The sequence below is a fragment of the Ruegeria sp. HKCCD7251 genome, from assembly GCF_013031165.1.
In the GTDB taxonomy this organism is placed as follows: domain Bacteria; phylum Pseudomonadota; class Alphaproteobacteria; order Rhodobacterales; family Rhodobacteraceae; genus Ruegeria.
Map to the genome: position 1 here is coordinate 256,908 of NZ_WPZC01000001.1, position 25,656 is coordinate 282,563.

General features: G+C 56.9%; 31 protein-coding genes and 3 tRNA genes. 9 read left to right on the forward strand and 25 right to left on the reverse strand.

Annotated features, from left to right (window positions below; all coding sequences use genetic code 11):
* Positions 1 to 264: 264 nt before the first annotated feature.
* Positions 265 to 975 (reverse strand): integrase core domain-containing protein, encoded by a 711-nt coding sequence (locus GOX75_RS20465; protein WP_371808129.1) that lies wholly within the window; start codon positions 973 to 975, stop codon positions 265 to 267.
* Positions 976 to 1,104: 129 nt separating this feature from the next.
* Between GOX75_RS20465 and GOX75_RS01275 the strand changes: the two genes are divergently transcribed.
* The gene (locus tag GOX75_RS01275; protein ID WP_171120575.1) at positions 1,105 to 1,890 is read left to right on the forward strand and encodes a sulfotransferase family 2 domain-containing protein; all 786 of its coding nucleotides are present in this window, start codon (positions 1,105 to 1,107) and stop codon (positions 1,888 to 1,890) included.
* 270 nt (positions 1,891 to 2,160) lie between these two features.
* A complete protein-coding gene (locus GOX75_RS01280) occupies positions 2,161 to 2,802 on the forward strand; it encodes a hypothetical protein (RefSeq protein ID WP_171120576.1) in 642 nt (213 codons plus the stop codon).
* Positions 2,803 to 2,882: 80 nt separating this feature from the next.
* On the opposite strand, the gene GOX75_RS01285 is transcribed toward GOX75_RS01280, so the two are convergent.
* From GOX75_RS01285 to GOX75_RS01340, 12 genes are all read right to left on the reverse strand, one after another.
* Positions 2,883 to 3,407 (reverse strand): hypothetical protein, encoded by a 525-nt coding sequence (locus GOX75_RS01285; protein WP_171120578.1) that lies wholly within the window; start codon positions 3,405 to 3,407, stop codon positions 2,883 to 2,885.
* Between the two features lie 59 nt (positions 3,408 to 3,466).
* On the reverse strand, positions 3,467 to 4,354 hold the full coding sequence (locus GOX75_RS01290) for a hypothetical protein (protein ID WP_171120580.1): 888 nt from the start codon (positions 4,352 to 4,354) through the stop codon (positions 3,467 to 3,469).
* Positions 4,326 to 4,829, reverse strand: a complete 504-nt coding sequence (locus GOX75_RS01295) for a hypothetical protein (protein WP_171120582.1) — start codon at positions 4,827 to 4,829, stop codon at positions 4,326 to 4,328. Before GOX75_RS01295 ends, GOX75_RS01290 begins: the two co-directional genes overlap by 29 nt.
* 2 nt (positions 4,830 to 4,831) lie before the next feature.
* A complete protein-coding gene (locus GOX75_RS01300) occupies positions 4,832 to 6,736 on the reverse strand; it encodes a hypothetical protein (protein ID WP_171120584.1) in 1,905 nt (634 codons plus the stop codon).
* A gap of 105 nt (positions 6,737 to 6,841) precedes the next feature.
* Positions 6,842 to 7,729 carry a hypothetical protein gene (locus GOX75_RS01305; RefSeq protein WP_171120585.1) on the reverse strand — a complete coding sequence of 296 codons (888 nt, stop codon included), beginning with the start codon at positions 7,727 to 7,729 and terminating at the stop codon, positions 6,842 to 6,844.
* Positions 7,726 to 8,301: a hypothetical protein gene (locus GOX75_RS01310; RefSeq protein ID WP_171120587.1), complete on the reverse strand. Its 576-nt coding sequence runs from the start codon at positions 8,299 to 8,301 to the stop codon at positions 7,726 to 7,728. The genes GOX75_RS01305 and GOX75_RS01310 overlap by 4 nt, the downstream gene beginning before the upstream one ends.
* Before the next feature lie 132 nt (positions 8,302 to 8,433).
* The gene (locus GOX75_RS01315; protein WP_171120589.1) at positions 8,434 to 9,003 is read right to left on the reverse strand and encodes a hypothetical protein; all 570 of its coding nucleotides are present in this window, start codon (positions 9,001 to 9,003) and stop codon (positions 8,434 to 8,436) included.
* A gap of 51 nt (positions 9,004 to 9,054) precedes the next feature.
* On the reverse strand, positions 9,055 to 9,294 hold the full coding sequence (locus GOX75_RS01320; RefSeq protein ID WP_171120591.1) for a helix-turn-helix domain-containing protein: 240 nt from the start codon (positions 9,292 to 9,294) through the stop codon (positions 9,055 to 9,057).
* An 89-nt stretch (positions 9,295 to 9,383) separates the two neighbouring features.
* On the reverse strand, positions 9,384 to 9,809 hold the full coding sequence (locus GOX75_RS01325) for a hypothetical protein (RefSeq protein ID WP_171120592.1): 426 nt from the start codon (positions 9,807 to 9,809) through the stop codon (positions 9,384 to 9,386).
* The gene (locus GOX75_RS01330) at positions 9,806 to 11,206 is read right to left on the reverse strand and encodes a site-specific integrase (RefSeq protein ID WP_171120594.1); all 1,401 of its coding nucleotides are present in this window, start codon (positions 11,204 to 11,206) and stop codon (positions 9,806 to 9,808) included. Before GOX75_RS01330 ends, GOX75_RS01325 begins: the two co-directional genes overlap by 4 nt.
* Positions 11,203 to 11,721, reverse strand: a complete 519-nt coding sequence (locus tag GOX75_RS01335; RefSeq protein ID WP_171120597.1) for a hypothetical protein — start codon at positions 11,719 to 11,721, stop codon at positions 11,203 to 11,205. Before GOX75_RS01335 ends, GOX75_RS01330 begins: the two co-directional genes overlap by 4 nt.
* Positions 11,722 to 11,939: 218 nt before the next feature.
* Positions 11,940 to 12,023: transfer RNA gene (locus tag GOX75_RS01340), tRNA-Tyr, on the reverse strand.
* A 116-nt stretch (positions 12,024 to 12,139) separates the two neighbouring features.
* Between GOX75_RS01340 and rlmB the strand changes: the two genes are divergently transcribed.
* From rlmB to GOX75_RS01360, 4 genes are all read left to right on the forward strand, one after another.
* A complete protein-coding gene (rlmB, locus tag GOX75_RS01345) occupies positions 12,140 to 12,913 on the forward strand; it encodes a 23S rRNA (guanosine(2251)-2'-O)-methyltransferase RlmB (RefSeq protein ID WP_171120598.1) in 774 nt (257 codons plus the stop codon).
* Entirely contained in the window at positions 12,894 to 13,208 is a 315-nt protein-coding gene (locus tag GOX75_RS01350; protein ID WP_171121677.1) for a hypothetical protein, read from the forward strand. The genes rlmB and GOX75_RS01350 overlap by 20 nt, the downstream gene beginning before the upstream one ends.
* 108 nt (positions 13,209 to 13,316) lie before the next feature.
* A complete protein-coding gene (locus GOX75_RS01355; protein WP_254428665.1) occupies positions 13,317 to 13,766 on the forward strand; it encodes a YHS domain-containing (seleno)protein in 450 nt (149 codons plus the stop codon).
* 199 nt (positions 13,767 to 13,965) lie between these two features.
* A complete protein-coding gene (locus GOX75_RS01360; RefSeq protein ID WP_171120602.1) occupies positions 13,966 to 14,436 on the forward strand; it encodes a CoA-binding protein in 471 nt (156 codons plus the stop codon).
* A 4-nt stretch (positions 14,437 to 14,440) separates the two neighbouring features.
* Here the strand turns inward: GOX75_RS01360 and GOX75_RS01365 are convergent, their stop codons facing one another.
* The 3 genes from GOX75_RS01365 to hisF are packed head-to-tail and all read right to left on the reverse strand — an operon-like array spanning position 14,441 to position 16,143.
* Positions 14,441 to 15,007 (reverse strand): hypothetical protein, encoded by a 567-nt coding sequence (locus GOX75_RS01365; protein WP_171120604.1) that lies wholly within the window; start codon positions 15,005 to 15,007, stop codon positions 14,441 to 14,443.
* Positions 15,008 to 15,067: 60 nt separating this feature from the next.
* The gene (locus GOX75_RS01370) at positions 15,068 to 15,385 is read right to left on the reverse strand and encodes a phosphoribosyl-ATP diphosphatase (protein ID WP_171120606.1); all 318 of its coding nucleotides are present in this window, start codon (positions 15,383 to 15,385) and stop codon (positions 15,068 to 15,070) included.
* Complete coding sequence (hisF, locus tag GOX75_RS01375; protein WP_171120608.1) at positions 15,382 to 16,143, reverse strand: imidazole glycerol phosphate synthase subunit HisF; 762 nt, start codon at positions 16,141 to 16,143, stop codon at positions 15,382 to 15,384. Before hisF ends, GOX75_RS01370 begins: the two co-directional genes overlap by 4 nt.
* A 118-nt stretch (positions 16,144 to 16,261) precedes the next feature.
* Here hisF and GOX75_RS01380 point away from each other — a divergent pair, with 118 nt between their 5' ends.
* Positions 16,262 to 16,708 carry a DUF302 domain-containing protein gene (locus tag GOX75_RS01380; RefSeq protein WP_254428666.1) on the forward strand — a complete coding sequence of 149 codons (447 nt, stop codon included), beginning with the start codon at positions 16,262 to 16,264 and terminating at the stop codon, positions 16,706 to 16,708.
* Between the two features lies 1 nt (position 16,709).
* On the opposite strand, the gene hisA is transcribed toward GOX75_RS01380, so the two are convergent.
* On the reverse strand, positions 16,710 to 17,429 hold the full coding sequence (gene hisA / locus GOX75_RS01385) for a 1-(5-phosphoribosyl)-5-[(5-phosphoribosylamino)methylideneamino]imidazole-4-carboxamide isomerase (RefSeq protein WP_171120610.1): 720 nt from the start codon (positions 17,427 to 17,429) through the stop codon (positions 16,710 to 16,712).
* 134 nt (positions 17,430 to 17,563) lie between these two features.
* On the opposite strand from hisA, the gene GOX75_RS01390 reads away from it, so the two are divergent.
* Complete coding sequence (locus GOX75_RS01390) at positions 17,564 to 17,965, forward strand: DUF2147 domain-containing protein (protein WP_171120614.1); 402 nt, start codon at positions 17,564 to 17,566, stop codon at positions 17,963 to 17,965.
* Positions 17,966 to 17,969: 4 nt separating this feature from the next.
* Here GOX75_RS01390 and hisH read toward each other — a convergent pair whose 3' ends face one another.
* Together hisH and hisB are read right to left on the reverse strand one after the other, a co-directional pair.
* Positions 17,970 to 18,608 carry an imidazole glycerol phosphate synthase subunit HisH gene (gene hisH, locus GOX75_RS01395; RefSeq protein WP_171120617.1) on the reverse strand — a complete coding sequence of 213 codons (639 nt, stop codon included), beginning with the start codon at positions 18,606 to 18,608 and terminating at the stop codon, positions 17,970 to 17,972.
* Positions 18,609 to 19,196 carry an imidazoleglycerol-phosphate dehydratase HisB gene (gene hisB / locus GOX75_RS01400; protein WP_171120619.1) on the reverse strand — a complete coding sequence of 196 codons (588 nt, stop codon included), beginning with the start codon at positions 19,194 to 19,196 and terminating at the stop codon, positions 18,609 to 18,611.
* Between the two features lie 155 nt (positions 19,197 to 19,351).
* Between hisB and GOX75_RS01405 the strand changes: the two genes are divergently transcribed.
* Positions 19,352 to 19,591, forward strand: a complete 240-nt coding sequence (locus tag GOX75_RS01405) for an Lrp/AsnC family transcriptional regulator (protein ID WP_050602861.1) — start codon at positions 19,352 to 19,354, stop codon at positions 19,589 to 19,591.
* 1 nt (position 19,592) lies between these two features.
* Here GOX75_RS01405 and GOX75_RS01410 read toward each other — a convergent pair whose 3' ends face one another.
* The 6 genes from GOX75_RS01410 to GOX75_RS01435 form a co-directional block, all read right to left on the reverse strand.
* A complete protein-coding gene (locus GOX75_RS01410) occupies positions 19,593 to 20,195 on the reverse strand; it encodes a hypothetical protein (RefSeq protein WP_171120621.1) in 603 nt (200 codons plus the stop codon).
* A gap of 56 nt (positions 20,196 to 20,251) precedes the next feature.
* A complete protein-coding gene (locus tag GOX75_RS01415) occupies positions 20,252 to 21,118 on the reverse strand; it encodes a GNAT family N-acetyltransferase (protein WP_171120623.1) in 867 nt (288 codons plus the stop codon).
* A gap of 84 nt (positions 21,119 to 21,202) precedes the next feature.
* Positions 21,203 to 21,277, reverse strand: a tRNA-Gly gene (locus tag GOX75_RS01420).
* Between the two features lie 37 nt (positions 21,278 to 21,314).
* Positions 21,315 to 21,389, reverse strand: a tRNA-Gly gene (locus GOX75_RS01425).
* Between the two features lie 332 nt (positions 21,390 to 21,721).
* Positions 21,722 to 22,105 (reverse strand): MAPEG family protein, encoded by a 384-nt coding sequence (locus tag GOX75_RS01430; protein ID WP_171120624.1) that lies wholly within the window; start codon positions 22,103 to 22,105, stop codon positions 21,722 to 21,724.
* Positions 22,106 to 22,182: 77 nt separating this feature from the next.
* Entirely contained in the window at positions 22,183 to 25,620 is a 3,438-nt protein-coding gene (locus GOX75_RS01435) for a pyruvate carboxylase (RefSeq protein WP_171120626.1), read from the reverse strand.
* Between the last annotated feature and the right edge of the window lie 36 nt (positions 25,621 to 25,656).

Here is a 25,656-nt window from a genome sequence, read left to right on the forward strand (position 1 = left end):
CGGCCTGTTGAACTTTTTCACCATCTGAAGAAGATGGTGGGCGACCCTGGAATCGAACCAGGCGTGCGTCTCCGCGAGGGAGTTACAGTCCTCGTCTTGTGAGAGTAATTTCTAAGCTTGCAAAGGTCTTTTCCAGACGTCTTCCAGATAATACAAGTTCTCACACTAAGGTACCGGAGTAGTGTTGCTGTCTGCTACACAGGCTTCCAGCAAATCCGTGTAAGCCGGACTGAGCAGCCTCATCTGACTGGTCCAAATTGATTGTTAGTGCATCGTCGGCCTGTAATCCATTGGGATGATGGTTTCAGGTGCTGGCGGGCGATAGCCCAGTGCACTGTGGGGCCGCTTTGTGTTGTAGTGTCTCCTCCATTGTTCGATCAGAATTTGAGCTTCGCGCAGGCTGTAGAAGACTTCACCGTTGAGTAGCTCATCCCTGAACCTGCCATTGAAACTTTCACAGTATCCGTTCTCCCACGGGCTCCCAGGTTCAATGTAAGCCGTCTGGGCGCCAACTGCGGCGATCCAGTCTCGGACAACCGGAGCGCCTGTGACCTCAGCAATATCTGCAGCACCTATGACCTTTGGATGATGAACCAATATATCGGCGTTCTGCCCGACTTCCCACAGGGTCTCGAGCGACTTTTCGAGCATCGGTATTGCAATGCTTTTCCAAATTTTTCCAATACCAAACGGATTGCCCGCCAAAATTTTGCGGATTTCACTGGATTGGAGAAGATCCTGTATATTGGTACCCATCGCGGCGTACGACAAACCGAAACTGCCGATCCAACTCGCAAAATCGTCGGGTGCCGCGAGCACCACGTCGTGCCCACGCCGCGCTAACCCCAGGGCCAACGCTATATATGGCTGAACGTCTCCACGAGAGCCCTGTGCGAATATGGCAATGCGTTTTTTGGTAACCAAATCCGTCCTTTCCGATCTCGCGCCCAAATATAGAACACGTCTTTTCCGCAATATTGGCAGTCTACAAAAAGGAGCACTGTTGTAGTTAGAGCTATGTCACTCGAAATTGTCATGAGAATGCAAACCGGATATCTTCAAGTACGAGATCGTTTCTGTCCCAGAGGCTGAGTGCAAAGTTACATGTTGTCCAAAGTACGTTATTCCAGCGCACCGAAGATCTACAGGTACAGATTTCTGTCCGCTCTTTTTCCCGCCTACAAGAACAAAGCGCATCTGGGAAAACTAGACACAGAAATCCAGGAGTTGGCACGTCGATCGGTCTTTTCCAACAATGGGGCGTACGTCTATGTCAAAAACCCCAAGTGTGGCACAAGTGCAGTGGCCGCAAAGATATATGAATGGCAGTACGGAAGAAAATACATCGGCGACATACATCAATGCCCTGAGTTAGTACGAGGGAAAGACTGCCCGCACGAGCTATTGAGTGGCCTACTAGACGACAAGGTTTTCAAATTTAGCTTTGTGCGAGATCCGAAAAATCGGGTCGAAAGTGCATTCAAGAACTTTTTTCTCGATTTCAAAAACCCAGAGCACAGCCGCCATTTGCCCTACATCAAAGGCTTTGGGTTCAATTCCGACCGCACAAGCAGCCAAAAGTTCGATATCTTCCTAGACTATATCGAATACGGTATTTCAGAAAATCCACGGCGTTTCGATCCACATTTTCGCCCTCAATTCTTTAATCTCCGCCCCGACATCATAAAATATAGCCGTATTGGAAAAGTGGAGGCTTTGAACAAAGAACTGATCAATCTATCAGAGCAGTTCAGCGAACATGAGGTTGAAAACGGGACGGTCACCGCAAAACGCATAAACCAATCTACCTCTGAGTTCTCGTCTACTCCTGAACAAGCCGATCGGATTAGACGCTTGTTCGATATCGACTATTCATGGTTCAACTACTGATCGCTTCAGAGCTCGCGGTTCAACTATCGCTCACCAACGGCATCGGGCTAGTGGGTTTTGACAGCAAGATGTTCATAGCGAGCCATGTCTGGAATTGGCTGTGCAAGTATTTATAAATTCAGTGGTTAGCTTGGGACAATAAGTCCTTCGATTATATTTTTGCGCGAATTTTCGCATCCCTTAAGACTACCCCACCCGGGGGGTGTCCAAGGGGGTGCCTGTCTGAGTTTTTATATGGGTGTCATTCTCATTTGAGTCAGCCAAAATTAGGTGTCGGCTGCTGGTAAACACTTTGGATATTGGCAGAACTTCAAACAAAGTTGGCGCGAAAAAGCAACCTACAAAACCGATCTGAACCTAAATCGCGAAGCGGACATGGTCGTAGTTCTTAACACAATTTTTTTTGCTGGAGCCAAACAGATGCCTATAGTTTCCTTGAACAAGAAGCACAGCCTATCCCGCTTCAAAAAGAAATATTCTGCCCAAACGATAGTTGGAGAAAACGGAGCGGCGAGCACGCCAAGTATAAGCGGTGAGTTTGTCGTTTGGGATGAAAACCCTGGACGTAAAGTCAGAGACGTACCATTTACCTTCTCGCTTTTTCAGAAGTTGGCAAAATCTCGGAAGAAACTTGGATTGACCGCGTTGGTGGGGCTTTATTCTGTAGAATATGAGTTGGACAAAAAGCTCTTTGGGAAAGAAATGCTAGAGTGCGCCGAGCGTCTCAAGTCCAATGTCCATGGCGCGAGCTGGTATGACGCGATTTTTCTGTTGATGACCGCTCGTCACGTCGAAAACCACGAATATCGTGAATGGGCAGTCAAGTGGCTAACGGAGCTATCCAAAAAGATTTCCGGTTTCGACGAACAGATAAAATATGTGTCTGAAGCCGGGTTTCGTGACCTTATTTAGCAGCAGAAACGCCTCGAAAGAGCAACGCGTTGGCTTGGCTGACAGCAAAACCGTTGTTTACCACCGGAATACATATTTGCTCAGATTGGTGGGTGGTCGTCGAGCAGACGACCCTTGATGCCAACAGCCCTGCGAGCGCGCGGCCCCGCCTCCGGTGGGATTTTGGAAACCGGCGTCGGAGTCAATGACAGGGTCAGCCTGTTTTTGTCGCGTTTGAGATAGCCGCCGGTGTTCAGTTCTTCGCGCAACATCCTCGGTGCCATTCCGACCTCGGCTGCAAGGTCGTCGAAGGCAGAGCAGAACACCAGGAACGCACCGGCAGTCGACAACGCCTCAGATGACTCAATGACCATCCCGACAAGCGACCCATCGTCTGGAGCCGACAAAAGCTCGTATTCGTATCTCAGTTTCCTCTGACCTTTGTCGCGCTCGACTTTCAGACAAGCAAATCGTTGTCCGTTGGCGCGTATCCAGTCGGCGACCTTCTGGGCAGGGATGTCGAGGGTGTCCTGGTGTTCGATGTATCTTAGTTGCTCAAAGAACGCCCTTGAGAAAAAGTTTGGTGGTCGTCCTGACTTCCTGGCCAGTTCCTCGATAAACGACATAATCCGGTTTCCGCTGGTGTGTTCGTCGTTGCCGAGGATACCAGACAACCACAAAAGCCTCAAAGCAGGCGCTTAGGTGGGTGCGTCCTGGCGATGGCCTCGACAACATCCCACGCGCAATCTGGGCCGAGCAGCATCCGCGTCTCAAGTGGTAGGGTTGCGTCGGCACCAAAACCGACGAGGTTGGCCATAACCCCCCTGACACCCATACTGACGCTGTTTGTGGTGTGCCAACGCAGGGGTTTGACCAGCTGGTCGTATGTGCCACGCATATAGCCATAGTGGTCCGGCTTTCCCTGGCGCTTTGCTGCTGCGTAAATCCGCTGCCAGACGCCGGGTGCGTCGAGTGCACCGCCCTCGACCGACATCGCGGTCACTGTTATCCTGGGCAGCTCCAGCATCTTTCTGACTGGGGGAAACCTGGCAACGCCGACCTGGTCGGATTTGTAGAGGACGACCGAGCCGTGCCGGACACCGACTACCAGACAAGCCAGGCGCAGGAGTGAGCACCGACATAGGTTGCGTGCCCTAAGCATTGCCGTGCCGGATGGTTTGGTCGTCGTCAGGAATAACCGCTCAAGTGCCCTGACATCAGCATCCAGAACCGACAGGTATGGCGCGAGGTCGGGTTGGTGTTCGCGGACCACGACCTTGAGCCGGTCGACTTTCTTTCGGACTGTCCGAACGGTCAGCGGGGGCATTGGAGTGGGGCGGGGGCACTTCCACTTCCTGCCTGTGTTGGTGGCGGTCACGCGGTGTTGCTGCGCCCTTGGCATACAGCTCGCCAGCGCGGCGTGAACAGTGACCATCGGTGATAACAGGGCCTGCGGGTTGTCGGGTGGTGGCAGGGGCACTGAAGGGTCAGCGAACGCGCCGCAAGGCTCGTCAGTTTCCATCTCGACGCGCTCGGTTCGCACGTCATACAGCTCTGGGTCGGCGCGGGTCATAACCGGTTCTCCGCGTTGGTTTTGGGGGGTGAACGATGAGCATTTCGGGGGGTGAACGATGCGAACGATGTCCGAAAGATGTGCGAACGATGTTTTCGAGGGGGCGTCGTTCTACCTTAAGCCTATGATAAAAAACGGTTAATCCAGATGGGCGGACGATGCGAACGATGTTTTCGGCAAACTCCTTATTAGACATCCAGAAACCGACAGCTGCACCGTCAAATATCAACGACTCCTGTGTAATTCTTAAGTCGTTGAAGTCGTTGGCTTTAATTACACAGCGGTCGTCTGTGTAAATATTGGGGTCTTTTTCAGGGTTTAAATAAAAGGTTTCGCGAAAACATCGTTCGCACCGTTCGCATTTTTTAAAAATAACTTTTAAAGACAATGGGTTAAGGTAGAACGATGGCCCCCGAAAATCATCGTTCACCCATCGTTCGCGACCGTTCGCCTCTACCGTTGTCGCCTTAGCCACGACTACGGCACCTTCGGCTTAGGGGTTACCAGCTTCAAAACATGCCGTCTGACACGGTCTTTTTTGCTCCGTCTCCCCCCACCGACATAGATGCCGTTGTGGCCCAAAAGCGGTTTGGCTCGTGCGAGGGCGCTGCTAAACGCGTTGGGCGCTTTCGGCCATCCTCGTGCGGTTTTGTCGACCAGGAACACTTTGTTGCCCTTGCCATCATCGACCAGCAGTCCCTCCAGGTGCCGTTTGAGTTCGCTCGACGACCCGGTCAGCTTTGATGGTCCGTTGGGGTCGTGCATAACAGCGACTATCGCCCCCGCGACCGGATTGTTCTCCAGCACACCGGCCAGAACTTCGCCCTGGTTCTCCGTATAGGCATCCAGAAAGGCGTCGGGATTGTTGTTGGTGGCAAGCGAGCAGGCAGCGGCCCAGGACGCGAAGTCGGCCATTCTCGGCAGCGCTGGCAATTTGAGGGTAGGTCCGTGCTTCAAACCAGCAACGACCCCGTCCAGCAGGCCACCAAGGATGCCACCAGCCAGGCGGTCAAACCTCGCTTCCATCGCCGCTTCGGTCTTCCGTTCTTTGTCGGGTATCCTGGGCAACTCTATCGACAACATCCGGTCGGCCAGGTCTTCGCGGACGAACAGCTCATTAATTCCGTTCAGCAAGACCGGGCGTTTTACCTCGATTGTTGCTTCGTCGTCGTCCGTGTAGAGCGCCCGCTTCGACAACCCGCCACCAGTCGCCAGCCTGCAAAGCGCATCGCTTTGGTCCTCGCTGACGAAACTGACATTGTCATAGGCCACAACGCGCTGGTGCTTGGCCGCAATCATCAGGTCTTCGGTCTTTTTGGGAAAGACAACATCCAGTGGCGAGTGGTTGTCGACCAGTTTTCGCAAGGCGCGCGTTGACCCGGTTTTGCTGGCCCCGTGCGCACCCGAGATTGCCAGTATGGGAAACGGCCCCTCGGGTTTGAGCGTTGCGTGAAGCCACGCGACCGCCAGCAGAAAGTCGTTCTCGGTCTGAAACCTTATCAGTTTCTTAAGGTCGTCGACCGACCCGCCACGCACGGGTGTTGGCAGTTCCTTCGCTCCAGACGACCGAACAAATTTGCAAGGGCACACATCATACGAGATGATGTCCCACCCTGATGCCGTGGCTCTCACAATCTGCCAGTCAGGTGTGCCAAGGTCGATGTAAATATCCTGACCGTGACGACCGCAACGCACATACACCTCGTGGACCTGCGGAGCGGTAACACCGTTGCCGTGCTTGGCGAGTGCCTTGATGGTATGAACCGCGTTGTCGAGGGTCGTTGGCACTACCGCCCTGCCTGTCTGGTGCAGATATGCGCCAGCCAGCAGTTCCTTGTATTGCTTGCCGCCCACGCGAAAAGTTTCGTTGTGCCCGATGACGACACAATCTGCGTAAGCCTCCCCGCTGGGGTCGGTATAGAGGGTGTGTTGTTTCGCAATCTGGAGCACTTTGTCGACCGCTGCCAGTCTCGGGGGCTCGTCGTCTTCGTCCGTTTGCGTAGCCGCTTCGTTTGCCCTGCGAGACTCGACTTCGCTCGTTAACCCGTCCACGAACGCCTCTTTGGTGATTGTCCACCCTGCGGCAACAACACTGGCGTGCATCAAGTCGTATAGCCCGGGGATGTCGTCTCTGGTGGCCAGTATCTCAGCGACCATCGACATTTCCAAGAGCAGGTCAGCACCGCCACGACTGACCCGCTCCTCAAATATCGCAAGCATATCGGCGGCTGTTTTAATCGCGCCAGCAGTGTATGGGTTTTCGTCTGTCGCCTCGTCGTGCGTGTCGACGACTAACGGTGCGGACGCTCCGTTGAGCCGCACATCCGGTTCGCCCAGCACAACGCCGAGCATTGCGTCCAGCTGTTCGCTTTCGTTTTGCATCTCAATTTCCTTTCGAGGGATGTATCATCCCCCTGTTTTTGATGTTGTGTTGGGCTGAGCCGCCTGCCGTTCCAGACATGGCTCATTATCGGCGTCAAACTCGCGTCAGCGGTTGTCCAGGGCGAAACCGACGACCCTGCCTGAGTAGTCGTCGCCTTTGTCGATATGAGCCATCAGGGCGGGCGCGGCCCGCTCCAGCAGATAAGTCAGCTCGTCGGGCGACTTACCCTCTCGCACCCATTGGTTGACCAGGTAAAAGAACGCGTCGTGCCGCCCCGACCCGATAGCCACGGCTTCCTGGGCGATGGTCAATGCCGCGCGCGTCGGCCCCATAGCCGCGAGTTCTTTCCACCGCGCAGGCCACGATCCGACACTTCCTGACCTGCTCAGACGATGCCCCCGCTTAGCTGCCATCTCGGCACGCAGTTCGCGCAGGATAGGCTCGGCGGCGACCATAAACGCATCGACCTGGGCACCGCTGACAATCGGGATTGACGGGTCGGTGGCATTCACATCCAGCAACGACTGCTCTGGCCACTGGTAAGGTCGTCCGGCCTTCTGGTGAAAACCGAACACGGCCACCTGGCCAGAGCCGCTGAAGACCTCCAGCGGGTGGGCCTTCCTGGACCTTGTGGTGCCGTCTGACCGCCTGACCTGCACCTGCTTTGGTGCGTTGCCGATGCGCACAAGCGAGGTCAAACCGAGTAATTCGTTGGCCAGCCCGACAACTTCTTGATTGACGGCTGGATCAAGGATGTCGATGTCGAGTACGCACAGTTCCTTATGGACTGCGATGCCGCAAGCGTCGTCTCCGCTCGCTTGTATCTGCCTGGTCAGCGCGTTTTGCGTCCACTGAGTTTCGTTGCGGTTGTTCCACCCCCTCAGATAGGCAATTTTCGTATCCGGTTTGAGACGGATGGGTCGGTATCCGTGCTGCCACAGCGTCGCTGCGACTTCACCAAAGCGGGTTGGGGTCTCTTTGTGCGCACTCATAGGGCCATACCGATGACATCGTCTGACTCGTCGGGTTTAGAGTCAGGGGTTTCAGCATTGGCAGGGTTGTCAGCTGACAATGCCCGTGCGCTCAGGATGGTGTTCTGCACCCGGCCTTGCCGTTGCTCACAGCCAAGCGTGAACAGCGCCTCACGGCCCATCAGCTCATCCAGAACAGGAGCGGCCAGGCCAGGTAGTCGTTGGCTCAGGCCACAAGCGTTGATGATGGCGGTCAGTGCCCCCAGGTTCCGCTCGACAAACTGCCGTGCATGACTGCTGTCGGCCTTGCCAGGCGTGACACCGACAACCAGCGGAGCCGCGTCGACGCTTTCGCCCCCAAATGTCTTGAGGTCTAGTTGCACCAGCTGCGCGCGGTTGCGGGTGATTTGTCCCCTGGCCCCGACGACGCGGAGCATATACTCGCCAGCCTCAAGGACCACGGGAACTTTCTCTTTGCCGGTCAGTTCCAGCGTCAGCGGCTTCGACAGGCTCAGGTCATCGGCGCTCTTGTCTCGGTCAGGCCAGACCTCGTCGATGACTTTGCGGGTGTCATCTGATATTGTCGGTTTCATCTCAATTATCCTTTGGATTGGGGTCGCGTGTCGCCGGGTCAGCTGCACGCGACCTCTTTCGTTTCTCCTTAAGCCGTCGCAGGCGCATTTCGTGGTGTTTGCGCTGGTCGTCGTCGATGACAACGACTTCCATCACTTCACCCCCCAGGTGATGACGGGTTTCTGTTTTGGTGACTTGATAAAGTCCCAAATATACCAAGCGAAGTTGTGCCGCGGACTACCGCTGCCATCCGCGAACCAACGCGGTCGGGTTGTCAGCTCTACCTTGGCTGCGAAGGCATCGAACTTGAACAGGTGCGCCCGTGACTTGGCATAGGACCATTCAGCCCGTGCCAGCAGCGCCACCGTCCCTTTGACCTGCGCCATCAGGAACAGCGCGTGTTCGACGTGAATGTCCAAATCGTCATAGGGCGGATTCATTACGATTCCGCGAATCTGACCTGACGGAACCTGCCGATAATCAAAGAAATTCCGCTCCAGCACATCGTGGCGGCGCGGCGTCTTGTCGGAGGCGTAAACCGCCACAGACTCGTTCTTCAATGCGTCCACCAGGTCGCCCTTGCCCGCATGAGGCTCCCAGGCCACCGATGGCAGGCCGTAGGCCCGTTTCAGGGCCTTGACCAGCCACTTGGCCTCTAAGGTGTCGTAGGCGTCGTTCTCTATGCGGTCGTGGCCAGATTTAACCATTGCGGGGTCAGTCATTGTAAACCTCCCGAATCCGACTCTGGAGGTGGTAGGTGTCGAAAAGCCGCGTCACGCCGCGGCATCCGTCTGCGGCTGGATCGCGTTGCGCGCGCGGTAGTCGTCAACCGACTGGCCCACAATCGAGGTGACGCGACCACGCTTGTAAGCCTTAATCTCACCTGACCGGATAAGGCCGTAGATGAAATTTTCACTCCAGCCAGCTGCGTGATACAGCTCGCGGATTGACCAGTCGCGGTGGCCGAAACCACCGCCATCCTGGGCGGGTAGTCCGTGGTTAGTGAAAGGCATAAGTGCCTCCTTTCGTTTGTCGATAGGAAGCACTTTGGCAGACCCAGGTAGGTCATCGGTCTACGCCGCTAAGCGGCGTAGAAAATGGGTCAGCTATCGGTCAGATTTCTGTAGAGCCAGGCGCGCGACCGCATTTTTCCGGCTGCAATCATTTCCTCGTCGACCCTGTCGATTGCTCGTTTGCGGCTCAGACCGTCTGCGCGCAACGCCCTGTATCTGGCGAGCCAGGGTTTTCGGAAGTCAGCCGCCGCCCGGCTCTGCATAGCGTTCGTCTTGTTCGCACCAGCCACCCGCCGCGCGGCCTCTGTCTCACGCACCAGCTCGTCGACACCTTTCTGATAGCGGAAAAGACGCTCAAACTCTGACGCTCGCTGCGCAGCGGTCATCTCGCCGTTGCAAATGGCTGGCGCGTCGGCGGCGATGATGTCGCGGAGTATGTCCTCGGCCTTCTGGTTGGTTGTCTTGTCGGTGACATCGACAACGACCACCCCGCTCCAAGGTTTGCGCACACTCACGCGCGCGCACCGTCAAGGCTCACAACACCCGCGCTCTCATTGCCAACGACCGCGTCTGCCCACCGCTGCCAGGCAGTCGCTGCTGGCTGGTTCAGCGCCGCGCCATTATAGGTGCTGTCGACACGGGTCGAGGGTGGCAGGTGGTTCAGCACACGGTCCCGGACCTCAATGGGTACCAGGTTCTCGGCAAACCAGGTTGTTGCGGCGTGCCTGACAGAATGAGAGACAAAACGCTTGTCGATTTCCAGTGTTCCTCGACCGGCTGACAACGCTTTGGCCACAGTCTCCGCCGACATATGCTCGTCAGCATACTTCACAGACGGGAACACCCATTGCCCGTCAGGGTCAGCTTCACGACGACGCTTCAATATCTCGACCGCCTGCACAGGCATCAGGATAATATGCTCGGTGCCGTTCTTGGCGCGCTCGGCTGGCAGCGTCCACCGACCGGTATCCAGGTCAATCTCCGACCACGGTAGGTCTACTGCCTCACTGATGCGAGTCGCAGTCAGTGTTTGCAGCCGCAACGCATCAGCGTTGAGTTCGCCGAGTTCGTCGAGGTTGTCATAGTAACGGCGCATCTCGTCTATTGTCGGCTTGTAAGCATCGACCTTGCGTGAGGGCAGGGGCGGCACCCCTGACATCGGGTTGGCGATGTCCTCGGGCAACCACGGCTCAGCAATCTTGATTTTGCGCGTCTTGCCTTTGGCCACATTGAACATCGTCGACAGGCAAGCCAGCAGTTTCTCGGCTTCCCGAGGTGCCCGGTCGTGAAGCGAGTGCACAATCTGGGTGATGTCCTTAGCCTCGACCCCTGACACCGCTTGTTTGCCGAGCTTTGGCACAATGTGTTTGTCCAGCAGCCGTTCGTCGACAGTCCACGACCGCTTAACCTTTTTGGCGTAGTCCTCGATGTATCTGCGCATCAGGCGCTCGACCGTCATCACCTGGTCGGTCGGCTCATTGCCAAGCAGCTTATCCGCGTGCATCGGCCTCGGCTTGCCATCGACCACCTCGGTAAACTTTGCGTTCGCATCCCTACGCAGGTCGCGCAGTTGTCGCCACATCTCTCTGGCCTGAGTGATGCTGACACCCGGGTAGCTGCCCATCGGCACCTCAATCTGGTGGCGTGTCATTGGCTCGGTGGTGCGGAAAACCCACCGGCGACCATCCAGCTTCCCATGTCGCATAAGCAGGCCGGGCCGTTTGGGGTCAGTGAGTTTTTGGCCGGGTCGTAGCTGGTCGTATGACAGGTTGTTAAGGTCGGTCCCGTTGCCCTGTTCTCCGACCTCGATGGCGGCTGCAATGGCGGTCCTGAGCGGCCCCCTGACCATATCGTGAGCCTGATAGAGCAGGTCGATGGCATCACGCTGGCCTTTTGTCTTGCGTTTGTTCATCTGCTCGCCTCCAACGCAGCGCGGCGCTCGCGCGCCTTGTCAAAGTCGATGCGGATTGCGGCGAGGTGCAGCATGTCGGTGATAGGGTCGTCGTCCTGAGATTGGATGACCGGAAACAGCTCCCACAAGTCGCCGTTCCACCGTTTCGGCTGCGCGTATGGCTCCAGCGTCTTTTTGAGTTGCACGATGTTCTTTAGAGAGCCGAAAAAGACGGGTTTGCCCTCCGTGTCGATGCAATAGGTGCGAAGTCGGCTGGCTGGCAGGTCAACATCGACGACCTGGTTGAGAGCGTTGTCGTAATTCAGCACACGCGACTGATGTTGGGCAAAACCGTCTAGGTCATCCTTGGACAGTGGCTCGACCGCCTTCCCAAGTAAAAAATCCCGGTGAGCATCCAATGTGCGGTCAACAGCGGGCTTGCCCGTTATGAGGTAGCCGACCAGCCGATCGATAATCGGGTTGATGTTTTGGAGTAGATGATTGGTGCCGTCAAAAGCTATAGTGTCAGCGTTCATTCCGTCTTTCCTTTCAGCTGGACGGGTGGACGACTCAGGGTGTTACAGCACCCTGGGTCACTAAAATGAACATAATACTTTTCCAGACTTTGTCCAGACTGAGGAAGTCGTCGACGCGCATTCAAGGGCATTGGTGTGGAAATGATGGGAACACGGTGTAACCACCGCAAACACCGAAAGGCATGCAAATGAGCTATATTTTATTGGTGGATTGGAAGTGGTGGGCGACCCTGGAATCGAACCAGGCGTGCGTCTCCGCGAGGGAGTTACAGTCCCCTGCCACACCTTGCGGCCTGTCGCCCACTGTCAGGCGTTGCACCTGACGTGGAGGCGTGATTACTAGCGCCTTAAAGGAGCGTCAACAGGAAAATATCGCTTTGGCGCAGGAAACCGATTTCCCGGCCCGGAGGCCCAAGAAATGAAGAAACCCAAGTGGGTCGTTGAAAAGGAACAGGCGCGCAAAGCTGCGGCGTCGGAAACCGTCTGGCTGTTTGGTCTGCACGCTGTGCGCGACGCCCTAATGAACCCGGATCGGCAGAAGCTGCGCTTGATTGTGACCCGAAATGCGCGGGACAAGCTGACCGAAGCCATTGAGTTTGCAGGGATTGAGCCCGAGATGGTCGATCCACGCAAATTCACCGCCCCGATTGATCCGGGGTCTGTGCATCAGGGCGCGGCATTGGAAGTGAAGCCCTTGGACTGGGGTGGGCTGGCCGAGAACTGTATCGGGCGAGAACATCCGCGAGTGATCCTACTGGACCGCGTGACAGACCCGCACAACGTCGGGGCGATTCTACGCTCGGCCGAAGTGCTGGGGGCCAGCGCAGTTATCGGAACGCGCCATCATTCGGCACCGGAAACGGGGGCATTGGCAAAAACTGCAAGTGGGGCGCTGGAAAGGCAGCCGTACCTTCGTGTTCGCAATCTGGCCGACGCAATAGTCGAGTTGCAGGGTATGGGCTTTTTGGTGCTGGGGCTGGACGGCGAAGCGGACCTTACGATCGAGGCCACTTTGGACGGCAAACTGGATCACCCGGTGGCGTTGGTGCTTGGCGCCGAAGGGCCGGGTTTGCGCCAGAAGACCAAGGAAACCGTTGATCATCTGGTGAAAATCGACGCAGCGGGTGGGTTCGGGTCCTTGAACGTCTCAAACGCGGCTGCGATTGCCCTATATGCCTCAAGGCACAGATAAACAGGAGAGCACCATTTCCACGCCCTCAAAAATCGCCACCTGCTGCTACTGTGGAACCCGCGCGGCGCTGGTTCTAAGGGGAAAGCAGCGTCATGAGCTAAGTTGTTCAAACTGCGGCGCGCCTCTGCACGACCTGAAAATGGTGCCCAAGCGCAAACTTTCGGACAGCAAGCCGGTTCGTAATGCCGCGAAAACCCAGCACCCGTACAAGAACAAGAAGAAAAAGAGGAAAAAGGGTTTGTTTTCGCGCGTTCTGGATGAAGCCTGGGACGTTGTTGAAGATATCTTTGATTGAGGGGACGTATTCGCATCTCAGGCGATCACAACCTCGTTAATGGGGGTTTCGGATGTGTCAAAAAATTGCAAATTAATACACTGAACCTCAAACCATGACTTGGTGGTTATGAACCGACGTTTCCTACTTGGCGCGATGGCCGCCACCCTGTTTGCTCCGGCGGCGTTTGCCCAGGACATGCCCGTCTTTTATCAGACGGACGGGGCAGTTATGGCCGGATATGATGCGGTTTCGTATTTCACCGAAGACACCCCGCGCCTTGGGCTTCCTGAATTTTCGGTAAAGTGGAAGGGTGCCGAATGGCACTTTGCCTCGGCCGAGAATCGCGATGCTTTCGAGATGAACCCAAGGGCCTATGCGCCCCAGTTCGGCGGATACTGCGCGTATGCCATGGCGATGGGAGAGTTGGTGAGTACAGACCCGAAGCTTTGGACAGTGATTGACGGACGGCTGTACCTGACGCACTCACCCGGGATCGAGCAAGTATGGAACACCGACACTGCAGAATACATCCGCATGGCCGAAGCACATTGGCCCACCGCGCTGTACGAGCAATAGGCGGGTTTCCGCTTTTTGTGATCTGTCATCACAAAATTGCGCACCCCCTCTTTTTTTCTCTCAACTTATGCCTAAATGTCACAGTGACCGCGGAACGGAACTGCCGCGGGTCATTTCACTGTCCCTCGTTCCAACAACTTGCGCTCAGGTTTTTACCTGGGCGCTTTTTTATTCTGTATCGTCCGAATAGGGTGGGCGCATGACCGAATACTCTGATGCGTTTCTGAAAGACATCCTCCAGCGAACCAAGTCGATTGCCGTTGTCGGTGTTTCGATGAATCCGGTGCGGCCAAGTTACTATGTGGCGCGTTATCTGTCGCTTAAGGGGTACACCGTTATTCCCGTGAATCCGGGCCATGCAGGCAAGCAGCTGTTTGGTCAAACAGTGCGGGCTTCGCTGTCTGATATTCCAGAGCAGGTGGATATGGTGGATATTTTCCGGCGCTCAGAAGCAGTTCCGCCAATCGTTGATGAGGCGCTTGGGGCATTTCCTGGTCTACGCACAATCTGGATGCAGATTGGCGTGGAAAATGACAAAGCCGCCGCCGTAGCCGAAGCACGCGGTGTTGATGTTGTGATGAATCGTTGCCCGAAAATCGAATATCAACGCCTTTTCGGAGAACTGCGCATGGGCGGCTTCGCGACCGGGGTCATATCGTCCAAGCTTTGAATGTTCAGGTGCCAGGCAGGGGCTTCAGTCGCGCGACCTGCTCTAGCCGTCGCTTTTCCAGAACGATTTCGCGCGGCACCCACTCGTATTTCGTATCTTCCGGCAGCGGAGACCAGAATAAGGTGCCACCGTACCGCCAGGGGTCCAGTACGACACCATCATACATAGTTTCCCCTTTGCGGCTGATGATGGCGGTACTGTGGTCGATGCGGAACGGGTTATCTGCATTGGCGATGGCGCGATGCATCTCCAGCGTTTGAAAGCCTTCCTGATCCAGCCGCCGTTCGATGTCTTCGGCCCAATGCCAGCACAACCCCCGGGGGCGCAAACCCTTGTTGACCTTGGCGTTGTGAATCAGTGGGGGATCGGTGATTTCGTATTCCTGTGCTAACTGCACGGTATAGGAATAAGCGATGCGCGCCGCACGCTCTGCTTCTTCGGGGTCGATATCCGGGCCAAGGCTGCGAATTTCGGCCGCAAGCCGCTGAACCTCGTCTCCGGTTGACGGCGGTGCGACTGAACAGGCCCCCAGTATTCCAAGCGCAAATACAAACGCCAAAGCTTTGATCATATCCGCGCCTTCAATCCGTGAACCTTGCCGAACCACATTACGAGATTGCGAGGGCAGGCGTCACCCCTTTGGTCGCGCTGCCTTTTCTTCCAGGCCGCTGACGCCCTGACGCCGCGCCAGCTCATCCAACACATCGTCCAAAGCGACGTCACGCGCGGCCAGCATTACGAGAAGATGATACAACACATCCGCAGCCTCAGACGTCAGTTTTGCCTGATCGCCTTTGACAGCCTCGATAATCGCCTCGACGGCCTCTTCCCCGAACTTCTCGGCGCATTTTTCCGGGCCTTTGGCCAGCAGCTTGGCGGTCCAACTGCTGTCTGGATCAGTCTTTTTGCGGGCCTCAATGGTTGCGGCCAGATCTTGCAGGATGCTCATGTCAGCCTCATCGGAATGCCTGCGGCGGCCATATGCTCTTTGGCCTCGCGGATTGTGTACTCGCCGAAATGAAAGATCGAGGCGGCAAGAACAGCGCTTGCGCCGCCTTCGGTCACGCCTTCTACCAGATGGTCGAGATTGCCAACACCACCAGAAGCGATAACCGGAACGTCTACGGCGTCGGAAATGGCGCGGGTCAGAGGCAGGTTGAACCCAGCTTTCGTGCCGTCGCGATCCATCGAAGTTAGCAGGATTTCCCCGGCACCCTTGGCGACCACGGTTTTCGCGAATTCAACTGCGTCGATACCTGTGGGCTTGCGCCCGCCATGGGTGAATATTTCCCATTTTCCGGGGCTGACGGTTTTGGCGTCGATCGCGCAGACGATGCACTGACTGCCAAACTGATCCGCCGATTCCGCGATCACATCCGGGTTCGCCGCAGCCGCCGAGTTGAAGCTGACCTTGTCAGCACCGGCCAGCAGCAGGGCGCGCACGTCTTCTTTGGTGCGCACACCGCCGCCCACGGTCAGAGGCACAAAGCACTGTTCGGCAGTCCGTTGGACCACATCGAACATGGTGCCTCGGTTTTCATGGGTGGCGTGGATGTCGAGAAAACAGATCTCGTCAGCTCCGGCTGCGTCATAAGCTTTTGCCGACTCTACCGGATCGCCCGCATCACGCAGGCCAACAAAATTGACGCCCTTGACCACACGGCCATCGGCGACATCCAGACAGGGAATGATGCGGGTTTTTAGCATGTGGTATCCTCTATAGCGGGCACCTCTAACGGCAAAGCCCCGCCGATGCTAGACTTGTGATTGCCGCACGGCGCAAAGCTGTGAAAACTGGGGTGAAATTCAATAAAGGAATTCCGATATGCACAAACTGATACTGGCAACGTTTCTGATTTTCGGAGGTACTCTGTCCGCTATGGCTGACGATATTATCAAAATCCCTACAGACAAATCTGTCGCTGAAGCACTGGATGCGCTCGAGGCAGCCGTTGGCAATGCGGGCGCAACCGTATTCGCCCGGGTCGACCATGCAGCCGGTGCCGAAAAAGTTGGTACCCCGATCCCCGCCAATCAGGTCCTGATCTTTGGCAATCCTGCGTTGGGCACACCCGCGATGCAGATCGACCCGAGGGCCGGCCTGTTCCTGCCATTGAAGATTCAGGCCTATCAAGACGCTGATGGTCAGGTTTGGCTGGCCTATGAAGACCCCAAAGAGACAATGGACGAGTTGGACGAGGTCGAGAATTCGCCGGTGATCGACAAAATGCGCGGCGCATTGGCCAAGTTGACTGCTGCGGCCGCGCAGTAACCTAGTTCAGGGCGCGGATGGCTTCGGCCAGATCAATCGCGCCGTCGTAAAGTGCGCGCCCTGAAATCGCGCCGTCCAGTTCCACGCCGCAATCACGCAGAGCGATCAGATCGTCCAAAGAGCTGACGCCGCCTGACGCGATCACTGGAATTGACACGGCCCGGGCAAGGTCGGCAGTTGCCTCGATATTGGGGCCCTGCATGGCTCCGTCGCGGTTGATGTCAGTATAGATGATGGCCGCAACGCCCGCGTCCTCGAAGCTGCGGGCAAGATCGGTTACTTGCACGTCCGTTTCTTCGGCCCAGCCTTTGGTGGCAACCATGCCGTTGCGGGCATCGATGCCCACGGCGACTTTGCCGGGGAATTCACGCGCGGCTTCACGCACCAGGTCAGGGTTCTCGACTGCCACAGTGCCCAGAATAACCCGCGCCAGTCCTTTGTTGATCCAAGTTTCGATGGTGGCCATGTCGCGGATGCCGCCGCCCAGTTGTGCGGGTACGTTGCAGGCCGCCAGAATCGCCTCGACCGGTGCAGCATTTACAGGCTCGCCCGCGAAGGCACCGTTCAGATCAACCAGATGCAGCCAGTCACAACCGGCATCAACGAAGGCTTTGGCCTGCGCCGCAGGGTCTTCGTTGAATACGGTTGCCTTGTCCATTTCACCGCGCAGCAGGCGCACGGCCTGGCCGTCTTTGAGGTCGATAGCGGGGTAGAGGATCATTTTAGGCGGCCCTATATCAGAGTTGTACGCGCGGGATATCGCACAAGCCGGATAGGGGATGCAACGCGACGTGGGGTTAATCTTGCCGGTTCGGTTGCTGCGCGACACAGTACCGCCATCTAAGGGAGAACATCATGAAACACTCAATCATTGCAGCGGCAGCCCTGTGCGTTTTTTCCACGGTTGCATCGGCTGACCCAGTTGACGGTCTGTGGAAGACCGAACCCGGCGACGAAGGCGGCTATCTGCACGTGACGATTGCACCGTGCGGCAGTGCGATCTGCGGTACCATCGACACCGCGTTTGATGGCAACGGCAATCAGCAACTTTCCTATGAGAACCTGGGCAAAAAGATCATCTGGGACATGGAGCCCGAGGGCAACGGCGCTTATGACAACGGCAAGATCTGGGCGCCGGACCGGGACAAGACCTATAACTCGAAGATGACGCTGGACAGCCAGAATGCGCTGACCGTCAAGGGTTGTGTCGCGGGTGGTCTGGTCTGCCGTGGTCAGACCTGGACCCGCGTTCAATAAGGGCTCAGGGGGCCCAGGTAAGGAAATTCCCGATCATACGCAGGCCCACATCCTGGCTTTTTTCGGGATGAAATTGCATACCAATCATCGTGTCGCGGCCGATCACGGCCGTGACTTCCTGACCATAATCCACATAGGCCAGCCGTTGCGCCGGATCGGTGACGCGAAAATGGTAGGAGTGGACGAAATAGGTATGGTCGCCCGACTTCACCCCGTCAAAGACCGGGTGATCACATTCGAGAACCAGATTATTCCAGCCCATATGCGGCACCTTTAGCGCGCTGTCAGAAGGGGCGATGCGCACCACGTCCCCGGCAACCCAGTTCAGACCGTCAGTCTCGGTGTATTCATGGCCTTTTGACGCCATCAGCTGCATCCCGACGCAGATACCCAGAAACGGTCGCCCCTTTTGCTCAACCGCCTCGACCATGGCGTCATAAATACCTTTGTGGCCCCGCAACTCGGCAGCGCAGGCGGGAAACGCGCCGTCGCCCGGCAGAACCAGACGATCCGCGCGCGCAACGACGTCTGCGTCCGAGGTCACAACCACCTCGCCCGCATTCAACTCGCTCGCCATGCGTTGAAACGCCTTCTCTGCCGAGTGCAGATTGCCGCTCTCATAGTCGATAATGGCTGTCAGCATTTACAGCGCGCCCTTGGTGGACGGAATCGCATCGGCCTTGCGCGGGTCGGTTTCAACCGCCAGACGCAACGCGCGCGCGACCGCCTTGAACGCTGCCTCGGCAATGTGGTGGCTGTTGAACCCGTGCAATTGGTCGATATGCAGTGTGATGCCGCCATGGGTGGCCAGCGCCTGAAAGAACTCACGCACTAATTCGGTGTCGAACGTGCCGATCTTGGGCGTGGGCAGGTCGACATTCCAGATCAGGAACGGACGGCCAGACAGGTCCAGCGCGCAGCGTACCTGCGCATCATCCATAGGCAGGTGGCATTCGCCATACCGGCGGATGCCCTTCTTGTCACCCAACGCCTGCGTCAGCGCCTGACCGAGCGCAATCCCCGTATCCTCGACGGTGTGGTGGTCGTCGATGTGGTAATCACCCTTGGCGCGGATCGTCATGTCGATCAGCGAATGGCGCGCAAGCTGGTCCAGCATGTGATCGAAGAACCCGACGCCTGTCTGGTTGTCATACTGGCCGGTGCCGTCCAGATTGACCTCGACCGAGATTTCGGTCTCGGCGGTCTGACGGCTGATCTTTGCGCTGCGCATGGGCGAATTCCTTTTGCTACAGCCGCGCTTATAGACGCGGAGGGGCAGCACTTTCCAGACCGCATCTGTCTTTCCCGCCAAACTGTTGCAGGGGATTGCACCCCGGCGCGGCCCGTGCCAGCCTGCAAGCAACCTGAACAACCAAGGCTCGGCCCATGTCCACCTGCGTCTTCATCCAAATCCGCTGCAAACCCGGCACAACATACAAGGTGGCCGAGGAAATCGCCCTGCGCGAAATCCATTCCGAGCTGTATTCGACCAGCGGCGAATACGATCTGCTGCTAAAGCTCTATATCCCCGAGACCGAAGATGTCGGGCATTTCATCAACGAACATCTGCTGGTGATACCGAATATAGAAAGGTCGCTGACCACGATGACATTCAAGGCGTTCTAGATCAGGCGACAGTCTCGGCGGGCGGGTCCATCGGTATGGTCCCGCTTAGTAAAACGCCTCCGCGCGATTGACGGTCTGTCGCGCCCGCACGCAGAAAGCGCTGACATCCAAAAAGCACCATGAGCGGAACCGCCAGCGTTATCAGGTAGTTCTGTCCCATGGCTGCGGACCAGACAATCCCGGCGACGCACAGCGCCAACATTGCCGTGGAATGGATGCGCGTTTGCTTGGCGCTTTTTGCGTCATAGGTCAGAAAGCCTTTGGCTGTGAACAGGGTCAACACAACGCCCGTTAAGAAAACACTGCCCAGCACAAGTGAGTCGATATTGCCGATCAATAGATCAGCTGCGTTCCGGCTGCCGGACAGCACCAGAATTTCGATCAAAGGTGTTATGACCACCATGAAAATATTGATCCCCAACAAGATGGGATGTGCGCGCAGAACCCGTTTGACATACGCCAGGCACACAAGGGTCGCGAGCACGGTTCCGACCCACCCGGCCAGACGCAAATCGTCAGTGGCACGGGACAGGATCAAAAAGCTGATCCCCGGCAGGTTCTCGAACATGTCCTGCAACAGCCGTTTTTGGTGTTCTCCCAGCATGCATAAAGTCCCTGCGCATAAGGTTGGACGTCGAAGCGGGGTCTCGAAACCTGGCGTTAGCCAAGTTCGAACGTGGTCACTCCGAAGATTCGGTTGAGGTCAATTTCCGGTTCGTGATCGGAATACATCCGGGCGGTTTCGAAGACTTTGGTCAACCCTAACTGTCTGGCCATTGCAAACGCGGCATCGTTGGGTTGTGGCATGTCGACAAAGACGTCGTGATCGTGATGATCTTGGGGTACAGCGGCCAGTAAGCTGGCCAAAAGTGCCTGCGCGATGCCAACCTCATCCGCAAAAAGTGGACCAACCTTGTAACCCGATCGGCAGGGGCGCAGGGTGGCATAGCCCTTTATCTGACCGTTCTCGGAATAAACGCGTGAAATATGATCCGATGCGCCCAGCCAGCTTTGCAGGAACGCGTCGCGCGGGGCAGGGAACAATTTACGATCATAGGCGCGCAGCGCGTTTGTGGCAGATTCCAGTGGTGCAACGCCGTTACCCAGCACCTGACCAAGTTCCGGTAGGACTTCACCGATAGTCCCGCCGAACCGATAATTGTTATAGGCAAAGGAAAAGCCTGACTTTCGGTAGTTGTCCTGCTGCTCGACCACGCCATCCAGCCCCATATTGCGCCCCTCGCAATGCGCTAGAGCATGCTGCGCGATCTCTAGCCCGTGACCGTGGTGACGAAACTCGGGGCGCACGATGTAAAAACCCAGGAAGGCAAACGCGTCATCGTAGTTCACCGCTGAAACCGAGGCGATCATATCCCCATCAAGGAACCCGCCCAAGAACCCTTCCGGGTCGGTGGAGCGGAAACATTCTGCATCGCGCAAGCCCGGATTCCATCCTTCGCTGCCTGCCCAATCGACGGCATACTGCAACTCTACGGCCGAAAGGGGCCGGATAGAATAATCTGACATCGTTAAAATCCTGCAATCGTTAATGCCAATACAATGGCGCAACATTCGGCAGGAAACCAGAAAAGTTTAGGAAACAATCGTATCTGGAGCGGGCGAGGCGATTCGAACGCCCGACCCTAACCTTGGCAAGGTTATGCTCTACCCCTGAGCTACGCCCGCATCAGATACATATGTGTCGGTCCTAAAGACCTCTCAATGGAGCGGGCGAGGCGATTCGAACGCCCGACCCTAACCTTGGCAAGGTTATGCTCTACCCCTGAGCTACGCCCGCGCCGTTGAGTGAGGAGGGATGTATAAATTCCCAAGCGGGGCTGCAAGCGGAAAAACGCATCTCTTGGAAAATTTCTTTTTTGGCGACGGAACTCTTCTGTGAATGCGTTGAAGGTTCAGAGAGTTGCAAAAAACGACGGAGGTGACAGGTGAAACCCAAAGAAAGATACAAAATCACGGCATTGGCCATTTTAATGACAATTGCCGCGATCTTATCGCATATTCCAGCAGAGCAGAGCGTCGAGCCAACTCAGGTCTGGACGTCGGCCCATACGATAGTGTCCAAACCTCTGACAGGTTGAACGCCTTTCGGCGTTTCAGCCCGAGAACAACTCAAAGCGCTAGAACAAGGTTGGCGACAGCAGCAATCAGCAAAACAGCGAATGTCAGAATCATGCCCATCTGACGCAGAATGACGATCTGCGGTGTTTTGCCGAACCCATAGGCGTGGAACACCCTGCCCGTCAGTAGGCCAAGGCCCAGAATGTTCACCAATACGCCCCCGGCACCCTGAAGCTCGACCATCGCGATCAGCAACAAGGCAAACGGCGCGTATTCCGCAAAGTTGGAATGCGTGCGAATGGACTTGAGCATACTGTCGTCACCAGAGTCGCCGTAGGAAATCTTCTGTGTCCGGCGCGTATTGATGACCCATCCGCTGAGAAAGACATAAACGATTGCCAGCAAAGCGGCGTAGATCGGTGTAATGGACAACATGGTTTCCTTCCTTAACTTACGAAAAAGGCCGCCCGGTTGTCCGAGCGGCCCGTCACTTGATCAAGAAACTAGAGCGTTCACTCCAGTTCGACCAGCAGGTCCTTTGCGTCAATCTGGCCACCGGGCTGGACATGAGTGGCCTTGACCACCGCGTCACGTTCGGCATGGATGCCGGTTTCCATCTTCATGGCTTCGATGGTTAGCAACAGATCACCTTCTTTGACCTCTTGACCGGCGGATACGGCTACGGTCGCAACAACCCCCGGCATTGGCGCGCCGATATGGTTGGGATTGCCCGCCTCGGCCTTGGGTCGGGCCTGTGTGGATGACGTCACCAGTCGGTTGGGAACCCGGATCACGCGGGGTTGGCCGTTGAGTTCAAAGAACACTTTGACCTCACCATTCTCGTCAGTCTCACCGATTGCCTGACAGCGGATTTCCAGCGTCTTTCCGGGGTCGATTTCGGCCGTGATCTCTTCGCCGGGGTCCATGCCATAGAAGAAGGTGCGCGTGGGAAGGGTCCGGACCGGACCATAGACCCGGTGGCGGCCCATATAGTCGAGGAACACCTTGGGATACATCAGGTACCCGTTCAGGTCCTCATCATCGACCTCTTTACCTTCCAACTGTTTGGACAACTCGGCGCGGGTAGCCTCAAGATCGACGGCGGGCACGTCCTTTCCGGGGCGTTCGGTGTTGGGGGCTTCGTCCTTCAGCACCTTCTTGATGATCGTATCGGGGAACCCGCCCGGAGGTTGGCCCAGATTGCCGCGCATCATATCGACGACCGAGTCGGGGAATGCCACATCCGTGTCCGCGCTTTCCACGTCGGCGCGTGTCAGGCCCTGGCTGACCATCATCAGCGCCATGTCACCCACCACCTTGGACGAGGGCGTCACTTTCACGATATCACCGAACATCTGGTTCACGTCCGCGTACATCTGCGCGACCTCGTGCCAGCGTTCCTCCAGCCCCAAAGACCGTGCTTGCGCCTTGAGGTTGGTAAACTGACCGCCGGGCATTTCGTGCAAATACACTTCAGACGCCGGGGCCTGAAGGCCGGATTCGAAGGCCGCGTACTGACCGCGCACGGCCTCGAAATAATCGCTGATCTCACGGATCGCCTTGATGTCCAGCCCGGTGTCGCGATCGGTGTGGCGCAGGGCCTCTACCACGGTGCCCAACGTCGCCTGAGAGGTGTTGCCGCTGAAGCTGTCCATGGCGCAATCCACCGCGTCCACGCCCGCCTCGGACGCCGCCAGAATGGTGGCGCTGGCGATACCTGCGGTGTCGTGGGTGTGGAAATGGATCGGCAGCCCAACCTCTTCTTTCAGCGCGCGGATCAGAATCTTGGCCGAGGCTGGCTTCATCAGCCCCGCCATATCCTTCAGTCCCAGCACATGCGCGCCCGCGTCGCGCAGCTCTTTCGCCATGCCGACATAATATTTCAGGTCATACTTGGCACGATCGGGGTCCAGAATATCGCCGGTATAGCAAACGGTGCCTTCACAGATTTTGCCGTTCTCGACGACTGCATCCATAGCTACTCGCATATTCTCGACCCAGTTGAGCGAGTCGAACACACGGAACACGTCGATGTTCTGCGATGCTTGCCGGACGAACTCCTGCACCACATTGTCGGGATAGTTGGTATACCCAACCCCGTTCGCGCCACGCAGCAGCATCTGGGTCATCAGGTTCGGCATCGCCTCGCGCAGGTCGCGCAGTCGTTGCCACGGGCATTCCTGAAGGAACCGATAAGCCACGTCGAACGTCGCACCGCCCCAGCATTCTACGCTGAACAGTTGCGGCAGGTTCGCCGCATAAGTCGGAGCGACCTTGATCATGTCGATTGACCGCATCCGGGTCGCCAACAGCGACTGATGCCCGTCGCGCATGGTCGTGTCGGTGATCAGCAACTGCCGCTGGGCCTTCATCCAGTCAGCCACGGCGTGCGGACCTTTTTGTTCAAGCAGGTTGCGCGTGCCCATCTGCGGCTCGGCCTTCAGTGCCGGGGGCTTGGCCTCTTTGAGGTCGGCGCGGGGTTCGGGGCGGTCCTTGGTTTCGGGATGCCCGTTCACGGTGATGTCCGCGATATAGGTCAGAACCTTGGTGCCCCGGTCGCGGCGGCGCTGAAAGCTGAACAAGTCGGGCGTCGTGTCGATGAATTTGGTGGTGTATTCGTTCGACAGGAAGGTCGGGTGTTTCAGCAGGTTGATAACAAAGTCGATATTGGTGCTGACGCCGCGAATACGGAATTCGCGCAGGGCGCGGTCCATCCGCGCTATTGCGGCCTGCGGCGTGGGGGCCTTGGCCGTCACCTTGGTCAGCAACGAGTCGTAATACCGCGTGATCACCCCACCTGCGTAGGCCGTGCCTCCATCCAGACGGATGCCCATCCCGGTGGCCGAGCGATAAGCAGTGATGCGGCCATAATCGGGGATGAAGTTGTTCTGCGGGTCCTCGGTGGTGACGCGGGTCTGCAGCGCGTGGCCGTTCAGATGCACATCCGACTGGCTGGCCGCTCCGGTGGCCTCGGCCAGAGTCTTCCCCTCGGCGATCAGAATCTGCGCCTGCACGATGTCGATACCGGTGACTTCCTCGGTGACGGTGTGTTCGACCTGTACGCGGGGGTTCACTTCGATGAAGTAGAACTTGCGGGTTTCCATATCCATCAGGAATTCGACCGTGCCCGCGCATTCGTAGTTCACATGGGCGCAGATCTTGCGGCCCAACTCACAGATCTCTGCACGCTGTTCGTCGGAAAGATACGGGGCAGGGGCGCGTTCCACAACCTTCTGGTTGCGGCGCTGCACCGAGCAGTCGCGTTCATAGAGGTGGTAAATCTCACCATGCTTGTCGCCCAGAATCTGCACTTCGACATGGCGGGCGCGGGTGATCATCTTTTCCAGATAGCCTTCGCCATTGCCAAAGGCGGCTTCGGCCTCGCGGCGGCCTTCCAGAACTTTTTCTTCCAACTCATCCTCGGATTCGATGGGGCGCATCCCGCGTCCGCCGCCGCCCCAAGATGCTTTCAGCATCAAGGGATAGCCGATCTCGGCGGCCTCAGCACGGATCGCATCCATGTCGTCACCTAGAACCTCGGTCGCCGGGATGACCGGCACGCCTGCCTCAATCGCAACGCGCCTGGCACTGGCCTTGTCACCAAGGGCGCGCATTGTTTCGGCCTTGGGGCCGATGAAGGTGATGCCGTTTTGCACACAGGCATCCACGAAATCGGGATTTTCCGACAACAGGCCGTAACCGGGATGGATCGCATCAGCACCGCATTCCTTGGCGACGCGAATGATCTCATCAATGCTGAGATATGCTGCAACCGGGCCCATCCCTTCACCGATGCGATATGCCTCATCCGCCTTGAAGCGATGCAGGCCCAGCTTGTCTTCTTCGGCGAAGACAGCGACGGTGCGTTTGCCCATCTCGTTGGCCGCGCGCATCACGCGAATGGCAATCTCGCCGCGGTTGGCGATCAGGATCTTGTTAAAGTCGGTCATGTCAGGTCCCGGTCCTACTTCTTTGGCCGTGTTGAT